This is a genomic window from Paraburkholderia sp. BL10I2N1 (assembly GCF_004361815.1).
GTDB lineage: Bacteria > Pseudomonadota > Gammaproteobacteria > Burkholderiales > Burkholderiaceae > Paraburkholderia.
In genome coordinates, this window is the sequence record NZ_SNWA01000001.1 from 2,038,234 (window position 1) to 2,054,203 (window position 15,970).

Here is a 15,970-nt window from a genome sequence, read left to right on the forward strand (position 1 = left end):
GGTGTTTTCAGCGCCGCGCGATGTGCTCAGGGGTTGTCGTGTCCGCTGTGTTCAGGCAGCCGCATTCGCCGGCACTTCACTGGGCAGTCACACAGGTATCTCTACATGGCCGAAGCACCTCCAACCGAATATTTCATTCAGGGGATCACGAAGAGCGGAAGGAAGTTTCGGCCGAGCGACTGGTCGGAGCGACTCGCTGGCGTGATGTCAGGTTTCGGTCCCGGCGCGAGGAAGGGGCCGAACGCCTACATGCAATATTCGGTGTACGTGCGTCCGACGATCATCGGCGACCTCAAGGTCGTCATTCTCGATTCGCGCCTTCGTGACATCGAACCGATGGCTTTCGATTTCGTCATGAACTTCGCGAAAGATAACGATCTCGTCGTGACCGAGGCGTGCGAATTGCCGGCTCACCACGGCACACAGCAGCAGATTGCAGCGGAGAAGGCCTAGTCGGGTGGTTGAGTAGATGGCTGGCGCGTGGCTCTCGCGGCAGCAACCAATGCAAGAACCCGCGGTAGCGGGTTTTTTTGTGCCCGGCGTTGGTGTTGGATGTGTTGGTCGCGGCGCGCTAAGTGTGCCGCGCGGCTCGCCAGGATGAGGGCAATAACCGCCGAGGCAAACAAAAAAGCCCGCCAGAGCGGGCTTTCATGACGCAGCGGAAACAGGAGGTGGCCCACCGAAGCGGGCTGACCGGATTTACTGCGCTGCGGGCGCTTGCAGACCCTTGATGGCTGCAGCGAGGCGGCTCTTATGACGAGCGGCCTTGTTCTTGTGAACGATTTTCTTGTCGGCGATGATGTCGATCGTCTTCGACGACGCCTTGAAGAGTTCAGCGGCCTTGGCCTGGTCGCCGGCGTCGATTGCCTTGCGGACTGCCTTGATCGCGGTGCGGAACTTCGAGCGCAGCGCCGAATTGTGCGAGTTTGCCTTGGCGGCCTGACGGGCGCGCTTGCGTGCTTGTGCGGAGTTAGCCATGACGGTTCCTTATCCTGTTCCTGTTTCCAGAGTCGCCCTGGTAAATGGGCCGACGCTGCTTTTTTCAGAACCTCTGGAAGCGATTGCCCAGAGGCGCAATTGAGTCGACTGAGACTGACCGATACGCGAAAACTGCCATGCTTTGGAGCGATTCAGGAATGACCCAAAAGCTGAGCGAGCTTCGAAACCAGCGATTATAGCAACAAAATCAGGCAAGTGGCAATCGGAAAAGTCGATCTGAGCAGGTGCGGCGCGCCCCGGCAGCTGCCGGGGCGCCGGCAAAACTGCAGACGCACGCTTACGGCGCCGCCGCGGCAAGCGGCTATCCAGCGGAACATTGCGCGAACGTCTGGCTCCGGACGCGGTCCGATTCGCGTCCTGGCTTTTCGTTCGCTCGCCGGTGCGAGCGGCACCCGTATAATAAGCGCCCCATGAATCTATTCCGAGCCCTGCTGACGGTCAGCGGATTCACGCTGCTGTCGCGCGTGACCGGTCTGGCCCGCGAGACGTTGATCGCCCGAGCGTTCGGCGCCAGCCAATATACCGATGCGTTCTACGTCGCCTTCCGCATCCCGAACCTGCTGCGCCGGATTTCGGCCGAAGGTGCATTTTCTCAGGCCTTCGTGCCCATTCTTGCCGAGTTCAAGAACCAGCAAGGCCACGACGCGACCAAGGCGCTTGTCGACGCGACCTCGACCGTACTTGCCTGGGCGCTGGTCCTGCTTTCGCTGATCGGCATTGCTGGCGCGTCGTTTGTCGTCTTCGTCGTCGCCTCCGGCCTGCGGGCCGACGGACAGGCGTATACGCTTGCCGTTTCGATGACGCGGATCATGTTTCCGTACATCGTGTTTATCTCGCTGACTTCGCTTGCGTCCGCGGTGCTCAACACGTACAAGAGTTTCTCGCTGCCTGCGTTTGCGCCCGTTCTGCTAAACGTTGCGTTCATCGCTGCGGCGGTATTCGTCGCACCCCACATGAAGACGCCCGTTTATGCACTCGCATGGGCGGTGATCGCGGGCGGCGTGCTGCAGTTCTTCGTACAACTGCCGGGGCTGAAGAAAATCGACATGATGCCGCGCATCGGTCTGAACCCGATGCGCGCGCTCGCGCACCGTGGTGTCAAGCGCGTGCTGTCGAAAATGGTGCCGGCGATGTTTGCGGTATCCGCTTCGCAGATCAGTCTCATCATCAACACGAACATCGCGTCGCATATCGGTCCCGGCGCGGTATCGTGGATCAACTACGCCGACCGGCTGATGGAGTTCCCCACTGCGCTGCTCGGTGTCGCGCTTGGCACGATCCTGTTGCCGAGCCTGTCGAAGGCGCACGTCGACGCCGATCCGCACGAATATTCGTCGCTGCTCGACTGGGGCCTGCGCGTGACGTTTCTGCTCGCCGCGCCGAGCGCGGCCGCGCTGTTCTTCTTCGCTGAGCCGCTGACCGCTACGCTCTTCCACTACGGCAGGTTCGATGGCCATGCGGTGGTGATGGTGAGCCGTGCATTGTCGGCATACGGTGTCGGATTGATCGGACTGATCCTCATCAAGATTCTCGCACCGGGTTTTTACGCGAAGCAGGACATCAAGACGCCAGTGAAAATCGCGGTCGGCGTGCTGATCGTCACGCAGTTGAGCAATTACGTGTTCGTGCCGATCTTCGCGCATGCCGGCTTGACGCTCAGTATCGGCCTCGGCTCGTGCGTGAATGCATCGCTGCTGTTCATCATGCTGCGTCGCCGTGGCATTTATATGCCGTCCAGCGGCTGGGCGCATTTCTTCGTGCAGTTGCTCGGCGCGTGCCTCGTGCTGGCCGGCGCGATGCACTGGTTCTCCATAAGTTTCGACTGGGTCGGCCTGCACGCCGAACCGGTACGCCGCATCGTTTTGCTGGGCGCGTGCCTCGTCCTGTTCGCCGCGCTATATTTCGGTATGCTCTGGGCGATGGGCTTCAAATACGCGTATTTCAGAAGGCGGGTGAAGTGATGACGATGACGCGGGTTCTCGACTATTTCAGTACGCTTGTAGCCGACGACGACAGCCTGCCGCTCACCGAAGCGGCCCTGTCGCTTGCGCAGGACGCCTATCCGGATCTCGACATGACGGGCGTGCTCGCCGAGATCGACGAACTGGTCGTGCGGCTGCGCCGCCGTATGCCGGACGATGCCGACCTCAAGCAGAAAGTCGGCATCCTGAACCGTTTCTTCTTTCGCGAGCTGGGATTCGCCAGCAACCTCAACGACTACTACGATCCGGACAACAGTCATCTGAATATCGTGTTGAAACGTCGTCGCGGCATTCCGATCTCGCTCGCGGTGCTGTATCTGGAGATGGCGAGCCAGATCGGTGTTCCGGTGCGGGGTGTGTCGTTTCCGGGGCACTTCCTGCTGCGCGTGACAACGCCCGACGGCGACGTGATGCTCAATCCGACCTCGGGACATTCGCTGACCGAGCCCGAGATGGTCGAGATGCTCGAGCCGTATGTGGCGAAAGCGGGGGAGTCGGTGGGGCGAGCGCTGCGGATACTGCTGCAACCGGCGACGCGTCGCGAGATCATCGCGCGCATGCTGCGCAACTTGAAGGCGACCTATCTTCAGACGGAACGCTGGCAGCGTCTGCTCGGTGTGCAGCAGCGTCTTGTGATCCTGTTGCCGGAAAGCATCGAGGAAGTGCGCGATCGTGGCTTCGCGTATGCGCGGCTGGATTACCTGCGGCCCGCGCTCGAGGACCTCGAACGCTATCTCGGCGACCGTCCGGATGCGGAAGATGCAACCGTCGTGGAGTCCCAGTTGCACGAGTTGCGTCAGCGCACGCAGCATAACGACCGCGATTGATTCGATGCCGACGTAAGGCGCGATACCTCGCGCAGGTCACTTACGACAACGCCTGCGATGCGCTCGATGCACATCGCAGGCGTTTTTTCATTTCCGCCAGCGTAATGCGCTTACTTCAGCGTTACTTCGGCTGCATCCGGATCGCACCATCGAGGCGAATGACTTCGCCATTCAGCATTGGATTGTCGAGGATCTGCTTGACGAGCATCGCATACTCCGACGGCTTGCCGAGGCGCGGCGGGAACGGCACCATCGCGCCGAGCGCGTCCTGCACGTCCTGCGGCATGCCGAGCAGCATCGGCGTTTCGAAGATGCCGGGGGCAATCGTCATGACACGGATCGCGTTGCGCGACAGATCGCGCGCGATCGGCAGCGTCATGCCGACCACGCCGCTCTTCGATGCCGCATAGGCCGCCTGCCCGATCTGTCCGTCGAACGCAGCCACTGAAGCCGTGTTGACGATCACCCCGCGCTCACCGTTCTCAGTCGGCTCGTTCTTCGACATTGCAGCCGCGGCGAGGCGGATCATGTTGAAGGTGCCGATCAGGTTGATCGAGATGGTTTTTGCGAAGGCGTCGAGCGGATGCGGACCATCCTTGCCAACCGTCTTGATCGCCGGCGCGACGCCTGCACAGTTGATCAGGCCGCGTAGCGTGCCGAGTTTTGTCGCGGCTTCGACGGCGTGTGTTGCGTCCTCTTCGCGGCTGACGTCGCATTTCACGAACACGCCACCGAGTTCCTTCGCGAGGCCATTGCCGGCGTCCTGGTTGAGATCGGCGAGCACAACCTTGCCGCCGTGCTCGACCACGAGGCGCGCAGTCGCCGCGCCCAGGCCCGATGCGCCGCCCGTGATGAGGAATACGTTGTTGCGAATCTCCATGACTGCTCCTTTGTTTCGGTCCGTCGACCGCTCAGGTTTGAATATTTATTGATCGACGATTGTAGCGGCACTAGGTGCAGTCGCAGCAAAAGAGGGCGACTGTGCTTTTTTATAACGCGATGGCCAGCAAATAAAAAAACCCGCACGAGGCGGGTTTTTCAGTTCACATCCGGCGCGTTCACTTCAGCGCATCGAACACGCGCGCGCGGATTTCATCCACCGAGCCGAGCCCGGAAATGCTCCGGTATTGCGGCGCCTTCAGGCCGTTCTCGTCGCCGCGCTTTGCCCAGTCGTTGTAGTACTCGATAAGGGGCTTCGTCTGCGCGACATACACGTCGAGACGCTTCCTGACCGTTTCTTCCCTGTCGTCGTCGCGCTGGATCAACGGCTCGCCTGTCACGTCGTCGACGTTGTCGACCTTCGGCGGGTTGAACTTCACGTGATACGTGCGACCCGACGCCGCATGCATGCGGCGGCCGCTCATCCGGACGATGATCTCGTCGAACGGTACGTCGATCTCCAGCACGTAATCGATCGCAACACCCGCCTGCTTCATGGCTTCTGCCTGGGGCAACGTGCGTGGAAAGCCGTCGAACAGATAACCGTTCGCGCAGTCCGGCTCGCGCAGGCGTTCCTTGACGAGGTTGATGATCAGCTCGTCGGTGACGAGCTCGCCTGCGTCCATGAAGCGCTTGGCTTCGAGGCCCAGCGGCGTGCCCGCCTTGACGGCTGCACGCAACATGTCACCGGTGGAAATCTGCGGGATGCCGAATTTTTCCTTGATGAAGTTTGCCTGGGTGCCCTTTCCCGCGCCGGGTGCGCCCAACAGGATCAAACGCATGGTGATATCTCCAGATCTAGGTAAATTCTTTGGCGGCGCGAGGCTTGCGGGGTATCGACAAAGCTTCGCTCAGTGCGTTTCTGTGACCCATGCGATAAGCGGCGGCGTGTCTCGCGCAGCACGTCATGAATGACGGCGCTGCAAGACAGGCGGCGGCACAATCGAGGGGAAACCCTGACGAAGATTGGTTCCGGCGGCTCGCGCAACCGTTCAATTATGCCATGGGTTTTTATGCTCGCGACCCGAATAGCGCCTGCACGCGGGCGAGATCGGCCGGCGTATCGACGCCCGGCAACGGCGCATCCTGCGTGACGAGCACCGCGATCCGCTCGCCGTGCCACATCGCGCGCAGCTGTTCGAGTGCCTCGGCCTGTTCGATTGGCGACAGCGTGAGCGTCGGATATGTGCGCAGGAATTTCGCGCGATACGCGTACAGCCCGATGTGCCGGTAGACGGTCGCGACTGCAGGCGGCACGGGCATCGATGCGACATCGGGCCAGTGCGGCTGATACGCGTCGCGTGCCCACGGAATCGGCGCGCGCGAGAAGTACAGCGCGACGCTCCGCGCATCGAGCACGACCTTCACGACGTTCGGATTGAAGATTTCCGCGGGATCGGAGATCGGATGGGCCGCGGTAGCGATGGCACAGCCGTCGCTTGCCGCGAGGTGGGACGCGACGCCGCGCACGAGCGCCGGATCGATCAGTGGCTCGTCACCCTGCACGTTGACGACGATCGTGTCGTCGCTCCAGCCGAAATGCGCGGCCACTTCGGCGAGGCGATCGGTGCCCGACGGATGATCGGCACGCGTCAGCATCGCTTCGATGCCATGTTCGCGAGCGACGTCGAGCACTGATTGCGCGTCCGATGCGATCAGCACCTGCCGCGCGCCGGATTCCAGCGCGCGTTCTGCTACGCGCACCACCATCGGCTTGCCGCCGATATCGGCGAGCGGCTTGTTCGGCAGACGGGTCGATGAGAGGCGGGCCGGAACGACGGCGATGAACGGCTGGGTGCCTGGTGGCGTGGACTGGGTCATCGCAAGGAAGGGCAGCGTGTGAGAGGCTCAGGCGGATGATCGGCGCGCGGGATGGTGCGCGGCGAACAACGGGCAGTGAGGACGAACAGTGACAGTGGGCAAAGGCAGCGGGCAATTGCGGGTCCGCTTCGCGAACCTCGCGGACGTTACGAGCCCGACGGCGGATTCAACGGTTCGACGGGCGTGCCTTCGACGGTCTGCCGCGCTTCGTCGACGAGCATCACGGGGATGCCGTCGCGGATCGGATAGGCGAGCTTGTCGGCATGGCAGATTAGTTCCTGCGCGGGACGATCGTAGCTGAGCGGGCCCTTGCAGATCGGGCAGACAAGAATTTCAAGCAGGCGAGCGTCCACGGACTTTCTCCACAACGAGTGCAATGAGGCGGTGATCCAGCGCGGCTTCAACTGGGACAACCCAGATCCGCGCATCATGCCAGGACCCTAATTTTACCGCATCCTTTTCGGTAATCAGGATCGTGTCGGCATCGACGTCGACGAACGGATTCGTCGCGAACGCGTAATGGTCGGGCAACGCGCGAGTCGCGGGCGAAAGTCCGGCGGCGCGCAGTGTCGCGAAGAAACGTTCCGGCGCGCCGATACCGGCTGCAGCCAGCACGCGCTCGCCGCTGAACTGGGCGAGCGGGCGGCGCAGCTTCGGATTGTCGAGATGCCATGCGTCGCCGGGCGCAAGGGTGAGCGCGAACGTATCAGGCCAGGGAGGCAGCGCGCGGTCATACGGGTTATTGACCAGCGTGGCGTCGCGATGGCGCGAAAGCGGTTCGCGCAGGGGGCCAGCCGGCAAGAGAAAACCATTGCCGCCGAGACGATGATCGAAGACGACCAGTTCGAAGTCGCGCGCGAGCCGGTAGTGTTGCAGGCCGTCGTCGCTGACGATCACGTCGACGTCCGGATGCGCATCGCGCAGCGCCCGCGCCGCGGCGACGCGGTCCGGGCTGACCCAGACCGGCGCACCGGTGCGCCGCGAAATCAGCAGCGGCTCGTCGCCGGCGGCGGTGGCTGGCGAAGCCGGCGTCACAGCCGTCGGCTGAACGATTTTCGCGCCGTAGCCGCGCGAGACGACGCCCGGTGTAAAGCCGGCCGAGCGCAGTGCGTCGACGAGCGCAATGACGGTCGGCGTCTTGCCGGTTCCGCCAACGGTCACATTCCCGACCACCACGACCGGCACGTGCACCTGCACGGTCTTGAGCCAGCCGAGCGCGAACGCAGCGCGACGCGCGGCGGCGATGGCGCCGAAGAGGCAGGCAAACGGCGTGAGCGCCCACGCGAGCGGGCCGCGTTGCTGCCATTCCTGCGCAAGACGCGCCTCGATCCGGGATTTCAGGCCATTCATGAGAAAAACGCCGGCGCGCGTCGCGCCGATCCAGACGACGTCACGCGCAGAGCGGGTAGGACAGACAGGTCAGGCAGCAACACAGGTCTCCGGGCGATGAGAAGATAAAGCGCAATCGTTCGATCCGGCTGGCGGCCGGGCGGCAACGCTACGCCAGCGCGCCAGACGGCAGCTCGACGAGCGGACGCCAAATACGCCCTGGAAACCCGGCACTCTAGCGCGCCGGTGTCGTATGCGGCAAGTCGGCCGCCATCAGGCGGCCCGCCGTGCAGCCCGAACTTTCGCCTTTCCGACCTGTGGATAACTTTGTGGAGAACTTGGCCTCCGATGACCGGAAAGGGCCGTCGCGGTTACCTCCTGTCGGGGTCGTCAAATATTTGTTAGATGGAAATTCCTTATAAATCAATGACATGCGTTTTGATTACCGGGCTGCGCCGCCCTCCCGCCGACTCGCGAGCACGATGGTGCACCGATGTGGACACTTCCCACATTATGCGCACCGCGCTGGACGGGAATGGCCAGTCGGTCTATCGTCTGTCCGGCCTCGTCAACACGTCCCTCGCATGAATCCAGAAAGTCCCTTTTCGTCGCCCGCGCTGCCGGGCGGCGAGGTCGTCGTGCCGGTGTCGGCGCTCAATCGCGCAATCGGCTCGATGCTTGAACGTTCGTTCCCGCTCGTCTGGGTGGCGGGCGAAGTCTCGAATTTCACGCGCGCGGGGAGCGGCCACTGGTATTTTTCGATCAAGGACGCGCAGGCGCAGATGCGCTGCGTGATGTTCCGCGGTCGCGCGCAATACGCTGAATTCACGCCGCGCGAAGGCGACCGTATCGAAGTGCGGGCACTCGTCACGATGTATGAACCACGTGGCGAGCTGCAATTGAATGTCGAGGCGGTGCGCCGCACCGGGCAGGGGCGTCTCTACGAAGCGTTCCTGAAACTGAAGGCTCAGCTCGAAGCGGAAGGTCTCTTTGCCGCCGAACGCAAACGCCCCTTGCCGGCGCATCCACACGCGATCGGCATTGTCACGTCGCTGCAGGCCGCTGCGTTGCGCGATGTCCTGACGACGCTCGCGCGCCGCGCGCCGCATATTCCCGTGATCGTCTATCCGGCGCCCGTGCAGGGCGCGGGTGTGAGCGCGAAACTCGCGGCGATGGTCGAATGCGCGAACGCACGACGCGAAGTCGACGTGTTGATCGTGTGCCGCGGGGGTGGGTCGATCGAAGATCTGTGGGCGTTTAACGAGGAAGTCCTCGCACGCGCGATTGCTGCGAGCGAACTGCCGGTCGTGAGCGGCGTCGGGCACGAAACCGATTTCACGATCGCCGATTTTGCCGCCGACGTGCGTGCGCCGACGCCGACCGGCGCCGCCGAACTCGTGAGTCCGCAACGCGCGCTGTTGTTACGCGATCTGGACCACCGGCACGCCACGCTCGCACGTGGCTTCGGCCGGATGATGGAGCGTCGCGCGCAACAACTCGACTGGCTCGCCCGCCGTCTCGTTTCGCCGGCCGAACGGCTCGCCCGGCAGCGCACTCACCTTCAGCAGCTTTCTGTAAGGCTCGCGTCAGCGGGTGCGCGACCGGCGCGCGATGCGCGGGCGCAGTTCTCGCTGTTGCAGATGCACTGGCAGCGCTGGCGTCCGGATCTCGCCGGGCATCGCGCGACGTTGAATTCGCTTGGTCAACGTCTCGAGGGTGCGCAGCAACGGTTGCACGAACGGCAGACGGCACGCGTCGCTACGCTAACTGCGCGACTCGAAGTGTTGAGTCCGCAACGCACGCTCGAGCGCGGCTATGCGGCACTGCTCGACGGGCAGAGCGGACGCGCGGTGCGTGCGCCGGCTGCGCTCAAGCCGGGCCGCCGTTTTACCGTTCATCTCGCGGAAGGCTCCGCTGATATCGCGTTCGCCGACGTTCAGCCGCGCCTGACCGACGGGTTTTAAGGCGGGCTCGACGCGGCTTTCAAAGCGGTTCTGAACCCGCTTCGACATCCGTACTTTTGACCTCGCGAAACGCGCTGCCTGAGCATCTTTTACGGCTTTCATGCAGCGCGTTCTGGCAATGCCATGCATAAAGGCCGCTGGTTTGCGGGGTTATTCCAAGTCGCCTACAATCGAGTGCTCTACAGCGTTATCCGCAGACTCCCCATAACACGATAGAAGGAACAGCAATCATGGAACATACGCTCCCGCCGCTGCCGTACGCGAAGAATGCTCTCGCTCCGCACATGTCGGAAGAGACGCTCGAGTTTCACTACGGCAAGCATCATCAGACCTATGTGACCAACCTGAACAAGCTGATTCCCGGCACCGAGTTCGAGAATCTGTCGCTGGAAGAAATCGTCAAGAAGTCGTCGGGCGGCGTATTCAACAACGCAGCCCAGATCTGGAATCACACGTTCTTCTGGAACAGCCTGTCGCCGCAAGGTGGCGGTGCTCCGACGGGCGCGCTGGCCGACGCGATCAACGCGAAGTGGGGCTCCTACGACAAATTCAAGGAAGAGTTCACGAAGGTCGCAGTCGGCACGTTCGGCTCGGGCTGGGCATGGCTCGTGAAGAAGCCTGACGGCTCGCTCGACCTCGTGTCGACCAGCAACGCGGCTACGCCGCTCACGACCGACGCCAAACCGCTGCTGACGATCGACGTGTGGGAACACGCGTACTACATCGACTACCGCAATGCGCGTCCGAAGTTCGTCGAAGCGTACTGGAACCTCGTGAACTGGAATTTCGCAGCGACCAACTTCGCGTAAGCGAATTGCGGTTCATCGCCTGGTGATGAATTCTGGGCGGCTGCGCAGCGGTTCGATCAAACTGAACCGCTTCGCGCAATAAGGTCGCCCACAGCCAGCAAAAAAAGAAAGCCCTCACTTGTGGGGGCTTTCTGCTATTGGGGCCTACGTCGCAATGCGGAGGGGGCCGATCTCATTTACCTGCGCCATTCGGGTTTTCGCCCGCAGGAGTCGTCGGAGACGGATGCGCACCAGCGGCCTGAAAAGTGAACGGTGCAGGTGCAGCAGGTGCAGCACCTGCTGCGGGAGCGGCGGCCGTCGCCGCGACTTTCGCCATGTCGACAGCGTACAGATGGCGGAGCACCACATCGCGATCTGCTTCCGGCAGCGCGGCGATCGCGTGCAGCGAGAGCTGCATCATCCAGCAGCGGTCGATCGGGCTGGCGTGAGGCTGGTCGACCATGATCGCCGCGAGGCGCTCGATGTCGGCCTTGTTGCCATGCAACTGGGCCTCCATGCTCGTGCCGAGCTTGATCAGCGCAGCCTGGTGCTGCGCGGGTGTCGGGGTGTCGACAGGCGCGTTGACGGCCCACTGATGCACCATCCGGTAGATGAGGCGAAAGTACGTGTCGATCTGCGCATCCGACATCGTGGTGAACGAGATCGCCCTGCGCATCACTTCCTTCTGATCGGTCAGGCCATAGCAGTCTTGCGGTACTACCTGGTCGTAGATCGCGGTCAACATTGAAAAGAACTCGAGCCGTTCCGCTTCGGGCAGGCGCGCGAGGCCATTGCCAACGAGGGCGGTGCCGGCGGTCGGGTCGAGCAGTATCTGGCTGATTCCGTCCACGCCGCCCGGCACGGCCGCGATGATATCCGGGTCGGTGCGAATCCTGTCGATCCACGTATTGAGGATCCGGGCTTTCGTCGAGTCGGGATCGATGCCCAGCTTGCGAAGGCGCTGGTCGCGGATTGCCCGCTCCAGCGGAGTTGGCCCGCGTGTTTCACCCACCTGCGAGGCGGACTCGGGTGTCACAGCGGGCACATCCGAGGTCAGCGCGTTGGCGGCGGTCGTCGCTACGGCGAGCGCGGCGGTGCATGCGCAAATAATGCCAGTGATCTTCTTCATGTTCTCTTTTGGGAATGCTGCCGTCAGTATTTCGGCAACGCGCTCGGGATCTTGAGCCTTCCCGCAAAGACAAAAGCCCCCACGGATGAGGGCTTGCATATTGTTCGCGCCGGGTGTTGTCCCAACGGCGCGCCCGGACGCGGCGGCAGCCACTTAAGCGGCGACCGGCTCCCGCCTCGGAATATCGATACCGCGTGCGACCGCGGGACGGGCCAGGAACATCTCGAGGGCACGCGTGACATGCGGAAATTCCGTGATCTGCACCAGTTCGCCCGCTTCATAAAAGCCGGTCAGATTGCGCACCCACGGAAACGTTGCCATATCGGCGATCGTGTAGGCATCGCCCATGATCCAGGTTCGCTCTGCGAGGCGCTGATTGAGCACGTTCAGCAGGCGTTTTGACTCGGCGACGTAGCGATCGCGCGGACGCTTGTCTTCGTAGTCTTTACCCGCGAACTTGTTGAAAAAGCCGACCTGTCCGAACATCGGGCCGATGCCGCCCATCTGGAACATCACCCACTGAATCGTCTCGTAGCGCCCGGCGGCATCCCGCGGAATGAACTTTCCGCTCTTGTCAGCGAGATAGATCAGGATCGCACCGGACTCAAACAGCGCGAGCGGCATTCCATCCGGTCCTTTGGGGTCAATGATGGCCGGGATCTTGTTGTTGGGATTGAGCGATAAAAATTCCGGCGACAACTGGTCGTTCGTGTCGAAGCGCACAAGGTGCGGCTCGTAAGGCAGCCCGGTTTCCTCGAGCATCACCGAGACCTTGACGCCATTTGGCGTGGGCAGCGAATAGAGTTGAATCCTGTCAGGATGCGTAGCGGGCCATTTCTGTGTGATCGGGAACGCGGAAAGGTCGGTCATAGGGGAGTCTGGAAAGGAACGAAAGGAATGACGCTTTGCCGGGTATGCAACGCCTGGCGCCCTTTGGCAGGAGGGCAGGACAATCAATATAAACGCTCTGACTCCACCTTGCTTGCGCGGCTCGGACAGGAACGCGTCCCGCGCCGCGCACGATCGGTCGCTCAGTCACATGGCGTGGTGTTTTGCGTCGCTGTTCGCGAGAGCGTTGCGCGTCGTGAGCACGTCATCGATCAGGCCGTAGGCTTTCGCCGCTTCCGCCGACATGAAGTTGTCGCGGTCCGTATCTTTCTCGATCTGTTCGACCGTTTGTCCGGTGCGTTCGGCGAGCGCCACATTCAACCGTTGCCGCAGATACAGCACTTCGCGCGCCTGAATCTCGATGTCGGCGGCCGTGCCCTGTCCGCCGCCTGACGGCTGGTGAATCATGATCCGCGCATTCGGCAGCGCGTAGCGTTTGCCGCGCTGGCCGGCCGCGAGCAGAAAGGTGCCCATGCTCGCCGCGAAGCCGGTGCATAGCGTCGAGACTTCGGGCTTGATGAACTGCATCGTGTCGATGATCGCGAGGCCGTCATAGACAGAGCCACCCGGCGAGTTGATGTAAAAAGAAATATCCTTGTCGGGATTCTCCGATTCGAGAAAGAGCAACTGCGCGACGATCAGGCTCGCCGACTGCTCGTTGACCGGGCCGACCAGAAACACGATGCGCTCGCGCAACAGGCGTGAATAGATGTCGTAGGCGCGTTCGCCGCGACCGGACTGTTCGATGACGGTCGGCACGAGGCCGAGACCCGAAAACGATGGGGGCGGATAAAGTGAAGACATGCGTTCCTCGTTCGATCGTGAAAGAAGCCCGCGCTGTGCGGCATCGCGCGGGTGTCTGTCAGCAAGACGCGGGAACGTCGTGTCGCGTGACGGAGAATGTTTTTGCGTTGGCGTGTCACATGTGCGCGAGCTGATACGTCTCCCCCGAAAGGCCGGCGTTCTGGCGACGTGCTGCGAAGCCGGCGCGTTCAGCCCTCTCTCCACGATCTGGGAGCTTCACGAATGACAGAAGATGAAATCGACAAGTCAGCGGCATTCGCGGCGTCGCGGGCGAAGCTCCTTTCGCTGGCGTACCGGATGCTTGGTAGCCGCGCGGAGGCCGAGGACGTCGTGCAGGATGCCTGGCTGAAATGGCATCTCGCGGACGCGAGCGATGTGCGCGCCCCCGCTGGATGGCTCACCACGATCACGACCCGCCTAGCCATCGACCGGCTCCGGCATCTGCAGATGGAGCGCGCCTCGCGTGCAGGCGGCTGGCTGCCTGAGCCATGGCTGGACGATGTCGCGCCGTCGGCGGAAGAGGTGGCGTTGCGGTCGGTGGATATGTCGTACGGTCTGTTGCTGCTGCTCGAACGGCTGACGCCGGACGAGCGCGCGGCGTTCGTGCTGCACGAGGCGTTCGACTGCGACTATGCGGAGATCGCGCAGATCATCGACAAGTCCGTCGCCAACTGCCGGCAGATCGTGCATCGGGCGAAAGCCCGCCTGCGTCGTGCGGGCGATGAGCCGAGGCCGGCAGTCGATCCGGCCGCGCATGCCAAGGTGGTCGAACGTTTGCGTGCGGCGATCGAGGCGCAGGATCGCGCGCAGTTGATGCGTCTTTTCAGCGTCGAGCCCGTGGTGCTCACCGACGCAGACGTTGCCGATACCGGAGCCGTCATCGCGTCCGCGCGCTGGGTGGATCAGGTTGTATCGCGCGCCGCGCCGCCGGTTGCGGCCGAAGCGGTATCGATCAATGGCGCGACCGGCATTGCGCTGCTGCACGAGGGCGAGATTACCGAACTGCTGGACGTAACGATCGAAGACGGACGTATCGTGCGGCTGTGCATTGTGTCGTCCGCAGCGAATCTTGATGCGGCGAATCGCGACTTCGGTGCGCGAGCGGTGGTTCGTCTGCTGAAGTCGATGTGCAGCCACAGCTGCATGCCTGCCATGCTGAGCGCTCAGCCCGTCACCCTGTGCTGAGCGCGTTGCACGCCGTGTCCCGCGGTCAGTTCCGGTGCGCGGCGACTTCCCAGTTGATGTCCACGCACAGCACCTGCAGCCCGCGTGCCGTTTCCGCCGCAATGGACGCCGTCACGCAAAGGTGCGCCTCGTTGATCGACAGATACGGCGGCGTCAGATGTACCCGGCCGGGCGCGCGCATGGCCCCGATGAAATAGGGCCGGCGCTCCCAGCTTGCCCCTTCCGAATGCAGCAGCGGACGGAAACGCTTCGCGCGTTGTGAAGCGCGGCCCGGCGGCAGCACGTTGTCGCCGATCTGACGGCCTGAGCCGTCTAGCAGGAAGCAGCGCGCGGTTTCGCCGAGCGCGAGGAGCGGTGCGGTGGCCTGCGCCACCGTCTGCCCGGAGACGAGTTCGGCGCTTGCCTGCTCGAGCGCCGCTACGTACGGTGCGAGACGCCGCACCTGGGCCCGCTCGCGGGCGGCCACCCGTTCGCGCAACGCGGCCGACAATGCATCCATCAGCCCCGCAGCCACCTGCGGCTTCACCGGTTCGACGCTCGGCCCTGCGAAATAGGCGCCCTGCACGAAATCGACGTTGCATTCGAGCGCGATCAGCGCATCGCGTTCGGTCGACAGGCCGCCCATCAGAACCAGTTGCCCGGATTCATGCAGGAGCGACACGAGGCCAGGCAATACGCGTTCGATATGCGAGTGTTCGCTCGCCTGCGCGAGGATGCATCGATCGAGCGTGACGATGTCGGGACGCAGTTGCCACACGCGGTCGATGTTCGAATGCTTCACGCCGAAACCGTCTAGCGCGATCAGGAACCCCGCTTTACGCAGCGTGTCGATGATCTCGGCAAAGCGCGTGGTCTCGCCGCCTGCCTGCTCCGACACTTCCAGCACCACACGCTGCGGCGGAAGCCCCAGCGCTTTCAGGCCGGCAAGCAGCGCATCGCCGTAAACCGTATCCATCAGGGCAGCCGGGTGCAGGCTCAGGAAGAGCCACTCGTCATGGCTGTCGAATGCATTGAAGTTGCCGAGGTGTAGCGATTCGGCGAGCCGGCCGAGTTCGAGCAGATCCCCGCGCCGCGCCGCCTGCGTGAAAACCTCGTGCGACGGTACCTGGCTGCCATGTTCGTCGCGCGCGCGCAGCGACGCGTGATAGCCGATAGCGCGCCGGTGCGATACCGAGAACACTGGCTGAAACACGCTGAAGACTGTGTAGCCGCCGTACAGGACGGTGCGCCGGGTGCCTTCGTCGCCCGCCATGGGGCGCGGCGGCTGGAAACCGGGAGGATCGAGTTCGAGCATGCTCATCATGTCAGTCGTGTG

At 62.9% G+C, this 15,970-nt stretch carries 16 protein-coding genes; 6 read left to right on the forward strand and 10 right to left on the reverse strand.

Features of this window, described 5'->3' with window-relative positions:
• Positions 1-105: 105 nt before the first annotated feature.
• On the forward strand, positions 106-453 hold the full coding sequence (locus tag B0G77_RS09520) for a DUF3579 domain-containing protein (protein ID WP_133661918.1): 348 nt from the start codon (positions 106-108) through the stop codon (positions 451-453).
• Positions 454-699: 246 nt separating this feature from the next.
• Here B0G77_RS09520 and rpsT read toward each other — a convergent pair whose 3' ends face one another.
• Positions 700-978: a 30S ribosomal protein S20 gene (gene rpsT / locus B0G77_RS09525; RefSeq protein WP_133661919.1), complete on the reverse strand. Its 279-nt coding sequence runs from the start codon at positions 976-978 to the stop codon at positions 700-702.
• Between the two features lie 431 nt (positions 979-1,409).
• Between rpsT and murJ the strand changes: the two genes are divergently transcribed.
• Positions 1,410-2,960, forward strand: coding sequence for a murein biosynthesis integral membrane protein MurJ (murJ, locus tag B0G77_RS09530; RefSeq protein WP_133661920.1), 1,551 nt, complete (start codon positions 1,410-1,412; stop codon positions 2,958-2,960).
• A 5-nt stretch (positions 2,961-2,965) separates the two neighbouring features.
• Positions 2,966-3,808, forward strand: coding sequence for a SirB1 family protein (locus B0G77_RS09535; RefSeq protein ID WP_133664083.1), 843 nt, complete (start codon positions 2,966-2,968; stop codon positions 3,806-3,808).
• 121 nt (positions 3,809-3,929) lie between these two features.
• Here B0G77_RS09535 and B0G77_RS09540 read toward each other — a convergent pair whose 3' ends face one another.
• The 5 genes from B0G77_RS09540 to lpxK form a co-directional block, all read right to left on the reverse strand.
• Positions 3,930-4,688, reverse strand: a complete 759-nt coding sequence (locus tag B0G77_RS09540) for a 3-hydroxyacyl-CoA dehydrogenase (protein ID WP_133661921.1) — start codon at positions 4,686-4,688, stop codon at positions 3,930-3,932.
• Positions 4,689-4,866: 178 nt separating this feature from the next.
• A complete protein-coding gene (adk, locus tag B0G77_RS09545) occupies positions 4,867-5,529 on the reverse strand; it encodes an adenylate kinase (RefSeq protein ID WP_133661922.1) in 663 nt (220 codons plus the stop codon).
• A gap of 229 nt (positions 5,530-5,758) precedes the next feature.
• Entirely contained in the window at positions 5,759-6,568 is an 810-nt protein-coding gene (kdsB, locus tag B0G77_RS09550) for a 3-deoxy-manno-octulosonate cytidylyltransferase (protein ID WP_133661923.1), read from the reverse strand.
• A gap of 146 nt (positions 6,569-6,714) precedes the next feature.
• Positions 6,715-6,921, reverse strand: a complete 207-nt coding sequence (locus B0G77_RS09555) for a Trm112 family protein (protein ID WP_133661924.1) — start codon at positions 6,919-6,921, stop codon at positions 6,715-6,717.
• Positions 6,902-7,918, reverse strand: coding sequence for a tetraacyldisaccharide 4'-kinase (gene lpxK / locus B0G77_RS09560; RefSeq protein WP_133661925.1), 1,017 nt, complete (start codon positions 7,916-7,918; stop codon positions 6,902-6,904). The genes B0G77_RS09555 and lpxK overlap by 20 nt, the downstream gene beginning before the upstream one ends.
• A gap of 563 nt (positions 7,919-8,481) precedes the next feature.
• Here lpxK and xseA point away from each other — a divergent pair.
• Together xseA and sodB are read left to right on the forward strand one after the other, a co-directional pair.
• Positions 8,482-9,861 (forward strand): exodeoxyribonuclease VII large subunit, encoded by a 1,380-nt coding sequence (gene xseA / locus B0G77_RS09565; protein ID WP_133661926.1) that lies wholly within the window; start codon positions 8,482-8,484, stop codon positions 9,859-9,861.
• Positions 9,862-10,091: 230 nt separating this feature from the next.
• Entirely contained in the window at positions 10,092-10,670 is a 579-nt protein-coding gene (gene sodB, locus B0G77_RS09570) for a superoxide dismutase [Fe] (protein ID WP_133661927.1), read from the forward strand.
• 172 nt (positions 10,671-10,842) lie between these two features.
• On the opposite strand, the gene B0G77_RS09575 is transcribed toward sodB, so the two are convergent.
• From B0G77_RS09575 to clpP, 3 genes are all read right to left on the reverse strand, one after another.
• Complete coding sequence (locus B0G77_RS09575) at positions 10,843-11,778, reverse strand: hypothetical protein (protein ID WP_133661928.1); 936 nt, start codon at positions 11,776-11,778, stop codon at positions 10,843-10,845.
• 153 nt (positions 11,779-11,931) lie between these two features.
• Positions 11,932-12,648 carry a glutathione S-transferase N-terminal domain-containing protein gene (locus B0G77_RS09580; protein ID WP_133661929.1) on the reverse strand — a complete coding sequence of 239 codons (717 nt, stop codon included), beginning with the start codon at positions 12,646-12,648 and terminating at the stop codon, positions 11,932-11,934.
• Positions 12,649-12,813: 165 nt separating this feature from the next.
• Positions 12,814-13,470: an ATP-dependent Clp endopeptidase proteolytic subunit ClpP gene (gene clpP, locus B0G77_RS09585; protein WP_133661930.1), complete on the reverse strand. Its 657-nt coding sequence runs from the start codon at positions 13,468-13,470 to the stop codon at positions 12,814-12,816.
• Between the two features lie 222 nt (positions 13,471-13,692).
• Here clpP and B0G77_RS09590 point away from each other — a divergent pair, with 222 nt between their 5' ends.
• Complete coding sequence (locus B0G77_RS09590; protein ID WP_133661931.1) at positions 13,693-14,655, forward strand: sigma-70 family RNA polymerase sigma factor; 963 nt, start codon at positions 13,693-13,695, stop codon at positions 14,653-14,655.
• Between the two features lie 25 nt (positions 14,656-14,680).
• Here the strand turns inward: B0G77_RS09590 and B0G77_RS09595 are convergent, their stop codons facing one another.
• Positions 14,681-15,955, reverse strand: a complete 1,275-nt coding sequence (locus B0G77_RS09595) for an EAL domain-containing protein (protein ID WP_133661932.1) — start codon at positions 15,953-15,955, stop codon at positions 14,681-14,683.
• Positions 15,956-15,970 lie beyond the last annotated feature (15 nt).

Coding starts and splice junctions, on each gene's coding strand:
- xseA (WP_133661926.1), top strand. CDS start 8,482: ATGAATCCAGAAAGTCCCTTTTCGTCGCCCGCGCTGCCGGGCGGCGAG.
- B0G77_RS09535 (WP_133664083.1), top strand. CDS start 2,966: ATGACGCGGGTTCTCGACTATTTCAGTACGCTTGTAGCCGACGACGAC.
- B0G77_RS09590 (WP_133661931.1), top strand. CDS start 13,693: ATGACAGAAGATGAAATCGACAAGTCAGCGGCATTCGCGGCGTCGCGG.
- lpxK (WP_133661925.1), bottom strand. CDS start 7,918: ATGAATGGCCTGAAATCCCGGATCGAGGCGCGTCTTGCGCAGGAATGG.
- kdsB (WP_133661923.1), bottom strand. CDS start 6,568: ATGACCCAGTCCACGCCACCAGGCACCCAGCCGTTCATCGCCGTCGTT.
- B0G77_RS09520 (WP_133661918.1), top strand. CDS start 106: ATGGCCGAAGCACCTCCAACCGAATATTTCATTCAGGGGATCACGAAG.
- clpP (WP_133661930.1), bottom strand. CDS start 13,470: ATGTCTTCACTTTATCCGCCCCCATCGTTTTCGGGTCTCGGCCTCGTG.
- adk (WP_133661922.1), bottom strand. CDS start 5,529: ATGCGTTTGATCCTGTTGGGCGCACCCGGCGCGGGAAAGGGCACCCAG.
- B0G77_RS09595 (WP_133661932.1), bottom strand. CDS start 15,955: ATGAGCATGCTCGAACTCGATCCTCCCGGTTTCCAGCCGCCGCGCCCC.
- B0G77_RS09540 (WP_133661921.1), bottom strand. CDS start 4,688: ATGGAGATTCGCAACAACGTATTCCTCATCACGGGCGGCGCATCGGGC.
- murJ (WP_133661920.1), top strand. CDS start 1,410: ATGAATCTATTCCGAGCCCTGCTGACGGTCAGCGGATTCACGCTGCTG.
- B0G77_RS09575 (WP_133661928.1), bottom strand. CDS start 11,778: ATGAAGAAGATCACTGGCATTATTTGCGCATGCACCGCCGCGCTCGCC.
- B0G77_RS09580 (WP_133661929.1), bottom strand. CDS start 12,648: ATGACCGACCTTTCCGCGTTCCCGATCACACAGAAATGGCCCGCTACG.
- sodB (WP_133661927.1), top strand. CDS start 10,092: ATGGAACATACGCTCCCGCCGCTGCCGTACGCGAAGAATGCTCTCGCT.
- rpsT (WP_133661919.1), bottom strand. CDS start 978: ATGGCTAACTCCGCACAAGCACGCAAGCGCGCCCGTCAGGCCGCCAAG.